5 protein-coding genes and 2 pseudogenes are annotated in these 3,444 nt (G+C 60.8%); all 7 read right to left on the bottom strand.

The features are described 5' to 3' along the window. Window positions 1-212: 212 nt before the first annotated feature. Window positions 213-781 (bottom strand): annotated as a pseudogene (locus BN903_RS18430) (hypothetical protein). After that, on the bottom strand, window positions 778-1,065 hold the full coding sequence (locus tag BN903_RS06160; RefSeq protein ID WP_154018056.1) for a hypothetical protein: 288 nt from the start codon (window positions 1,063-1,065) through the stop codon (window positions 778-780). Before BN903_RS06160 ends, BN903_RS18430 begins: the two are co-directional and overlap by 4 nt. Beyond that, entirely contained in the window at window positions 1,062-1,292 is a 231-nt protein-coding gene (locus BN903_RS16530; RefSeq protein WP_154018057.1) for a hypothetical protein, read from the bottom strand. Before BN903_RS16530 ends, BN903_RS06160 begins: the two co-directional genes overlap by 4 nt. Beyond that, window positions 1,270-1,881 (bottom strand): hypothetical protein, encoded by a 612-nt coding sequence (locus BN903_RS06165; RefSeq protein WP_048076895.1) that lies wholly within the window; start codon window positions 1,879-1,881, stop codon window positions 1,270-1,272. Before BN903_RS06165 ends, BN903_RS16530 begins: the two co-directional genes overlap by 23 nt. A 69-nt stretch (window positions 1,882-1,950) precedes the next feature. After that, window positions 1,951-2,529 carry a helix-turn-helix domain-containing protein gene (locus tag BN903_RS06170; protein WP_048076896.1) on the bottom strand — a complete coding sequence of 193 codons (579 nt, stop codon included), beginning with the start codon at window positions 2,527-2,529 and terminating at the stop codon, window positions 1,951-1,953. 49 nt (window positions 2,530-2,578) lie between these two features. Continuing rightward, window positions 2,579-2,934, bottom strand: a pseudogene (locus BN903_RS06175) (hypothetical protein). Then, the gene (locus tag BN903_RS06180; protein ID WP_048076897.1) at window positions 2,912-3,202 is read right to left on the bottom strand and encodes a hypothetical protein; all 291 of its coding nucleotides are present in this window, start codon (window positions 3,200-3,202) and stop codon (window positions 2,912-2,914) included. Before BN903_RS06180 ends, BN903_RS06175 begins: the two are co-directional and overlap by 23 nt. Window positions 3,203-3,444 lie beyond the last annotated feature (242 nt).

Consider the following 3,444-nt stretch of genomic DNA (forward strand, 5'->3'; position numbering starts at 1 on the left):
ACGTACACACCTATCCAACTGGCTCCACCGCTCGGCGCAGCTACGCTCGTCCTGGTGGACTCAGAAAGGGCGAGGCCGTCTCGGTCGTCCCCCGACCCCGCAAGCACCGCAGGCACGAGGCGCGCAGCGGTGGTCGCGGGATGCCGAGCGGCCGAGGGCTTTCAGGACTCGTCGCCGGCGCTAGATGTTCAGCATTGCTACTTGGATGCCGGCTACCCGTCGAGACGGTGGAGCAATTGCGTGACATAGGGGCTATTCTCCCAGCTCCGATGCGGGCTGATCGTCGTAATCAGCTTCGAGCCGTGTCGTGGCTCAGATGTCCGTTCCGGGCGTAGTCGACGATGAGCCGGGGTGTCGGGACGATCTGCGGGCCCTCCAGCACGGCGTGGATCAGCGGGAAGTTCGTCCCGCCGAACTCATCGGTGAGAAACCCGTCGACGGCGAGCGCATTCGCGAGGACGATCCTGTCGGTTTCACCGTCGTCGAGGCCGAACGTCGGCCGCGAATCTGGTGTCTCCTCGCGTTCGTAGGGGTCCTCGACCGTGTAGTGGCGACGGGCTGCGAGAACATTGTTCGCAGCCGCGGCGTGGATGTCCTGCTACTGCGTGATGTCGCGGAGTTCCGCGACCACTTCTGTCGGCACGAACACCTCACAGGAGGTGAGGAGATACTGAAACGGGTCTGCGATGTCGGTGCCGACGGCTGCGTCCACACGGGGCACCGCAAGACTGACCAGTGCGCTGGTGTCGGCGACGACCGTTCGCAGTCGTCGACCGCTCATCGATCGCCGTCGGTTGCGGTCTCGACCGTCGTCGCGTCGCCATCGTAGACGTCGACGTCGTCGGGCGCAGCGAGATCGAGGGGCTCGTTCTTGAGATCAGCGTTGAGTAGACACAGTCGCTGAGCCGTCTCGGTGCCGACCAACTGTGTGACCGACTCGTACTCGAGCTGGCCATCGTAGTATGTCGTCGCCACAACCTTCTGGAACGTCTCGCTGTCAACGGTGATTTCGTCAACGTCGTACGCGGTCGCGATCTCTTGGGTAACCGCATCCTCGTCGGTCATCGGTCGCGCAGCCGATCGCGAGCGGCCGCGAACCGAACGGGGTCTGTGTCGCCAGCTGCAGCCATCTCGTTAGCCGACTGGAGCTGCGAGTCAATGAGCCGATTTTGCTGGCGTGACCACTCACGATCATCGTGCGTTCGAACATACTCGGCCCACTGTTTGATCATCGCACGCCGTTGCTCGGTATTCCGCCGATGATCGGCTTCAAACGCGTTTGAGTTCAGCATAGTAGTCCTCCACTCCAAGTTCGTTGACATACGTTTCGAGCTGCTCTGTGTTAAATCGTTCCTCGAAAGTCAGGTACAGGTGAAGTGCATCCTCGAAATCCTTCCCACTGAGGCTGTCTGCAGCTTGCGCAAGTCGGAGCTTGTACGCGATTTGGAGTTCAAGCGGACTGATCTTAATCTGCCCCTCTTCGAATGTCACCGTGAGGGGATTCGAGAGGGCCTCACGCTCAACATCGTTTGAAACAAACCACGTCTCGAAGTTCGGGTACATCTCTCCGTCTTCGGCAATCCGGATGCGGCTGCCCTCGCTCAACATCGAATACATCTCAGCAAGTGGCATTGCCATCCCCCAGTACTCTCGATCTTTGAGTTTCGTAACTAACTGCTCAGTCTCCTCCTCGGATAATGATTCCAGAATGACGTCGATATCTTCGGTCGATCGAGATCGCCCAGTGAGGATCGCGACGTACCCACTAACGATGACGTAGTTCACATCGCAGGTGTCGAGGATCTGTGTGAACTCGAGTACATCTTTATCGAGCGCTGAAAGCTCCCGTGAAACCGTGAGTGTGTCGTCACTGAGTTCCATCAGTTCTCTCTATGGAACGCCGATAAACAAAGCGCTGCGTCAATTGTGTCGAGACGTCCGTTTCGATACTCATACGTTGGCTCCGTCTTCGGTATCATGACGTACATCCTCACCGATGTCGTAGTGTTCGTGGACAACGGGCCGGAGCGCTTGGAGGATCAGCTCCGCGGCTAGGGGGGAGATATCGAGATCGTCGGCCATCAGCCGATGCGTCACCTCGCCGCGCTCTCGAGCGACTGCATAGGTGAGCGCCGTCGCGAGGCCGGCGACGCCGTGGCGGTCGATGTAGGTGTCGATGTCGGCGTCCGTCTCGCGCCGCCCGACGGCGTCGATGAGCGCCGGCGTGATCGTGTACTCACGGTCGCCAGCGGCCGTCGTCACAGTCAGATCGATTGCTCGGGCGGCGTACTTGCGGGGCTGGTCGTCGTCGGTGACGTCGACGACGCCGGCGTCGACGAGCCGGTTGACGTAGCTGTAAGCTGTCCCCTGTGCGAGCGCCAGGTCGTCCATCACGTCTTGGACGGTCGCCGCATCCTGACGAGCGAGGTAGGCGTACAGCTGGGCGAGCTGTGGCTCCGCCAGCAGGTCTGCGACCGAGAGGAAGTCCCGGACGATGTCGCCGTCGGCGCGATGTGAGGTGCGTGACACGGGTCGTTATTGATTACAGTTTACAGCGAAACAGTAAAGAGTGTTTGGGTCACTCCGCCGGCGTTCTGACGAGGTGCTGCTCGAGGTCACGCGTCCAGTACGTCGCGAGCCCACCCGGGCTACAGCGGGCGCACAGGTGTACCGGGCCTTCGAGATGACCGAGTTCGACGCGGAAGCGCGTCAGCGCCGCGAACGCGTCGACGACGAGCCCACAGCTGTCGCAGGCGTAGTGGTTGCGCTCCTCGGGATCTGGCGTCGCCTGAATCGCACAGTCGATACAGATCGGGTGGCTAACCCGCTCTACTTTCCCCCATGTGTAGGCGGTCACAGTCTTCGTCCGGGTACGGCCTCGCAAAAGGCACACCCGCACAATGTCTGTTGCTCACTCACTCGCCTCGTCGGCATCGTGGGCGGCCGTCCACCCTTCGTGGAAGACGGCAAGTTGTTGTATCGATTTGAACGCTGTCCCGCTGGGCTCGTGAATGAGGATCCGCTGGTCGACAACCGGTGTGACCGTCCCGGCATCGAGAAGCTCTCGTACCATCTGGTGGGCTGTCTCGTCGTCGAGATCTGCCGTCGATGGTGACTGAGCATCCCGATCCTGCGCGAGCAGTTCCACTTCGAACCGTTCGTGATCGTCTGTCGTCTCGTCGTATCTATCCGGATCAGACATATGTACTAGGGGCAGTAGAGGGATCGCCCCGTACCCATTCTGGGGCACAATAAACAGGCGCTACTGGCGCTCATTCTCCGTCACGACGGCGATGTGGTCCTCTACCCTCCACGCCCCACGCCATCGTCCGGGTGGCAACCCTGCTCACGTGGCCTGCGGCCTGGCACCTCGGCCCTGCTGGCCGTGAACGTACCTTTGGGCGGCCACCCCCACCATATAACGGTTGATTTTTTGCTCTGTTG

Source organism: Halorubrum sp. AJ67 (assembly GCF_000513435.1).

Excerpts from the sequence above, each read along its gene's own strand:
- BN903_RS06180 (WP_048076897.1), bottom strand. The coding sequence starts at position 3,202 with ATGTCTGATCCGGATAGATACGACGAGACGACAGACGATCACGAACGG.
- BN903_RS06165 (WP_048076895.1), bottom strand. The coding sequence starts at position 1,881 with ATGGAACTCAGTGACGACACACTCACGGTTTCACGGGAGCTTTCAGCG.
- BN903_RS16530 (WP_154018057.1), bottom strand. The coding sequence starts at position 1,292 with ATGCTGAACTCAAACGCGTTTGAAGCCGATCATCGGCGGAATACCGAG.
- BN903_RS06160 (WP_154018056.1), bottom strand. The coding sequence starts at position 1,065 with ATGACCGACGAGGATGCGGTTACCCAAGAGATCGCGACCGCGTACGAC.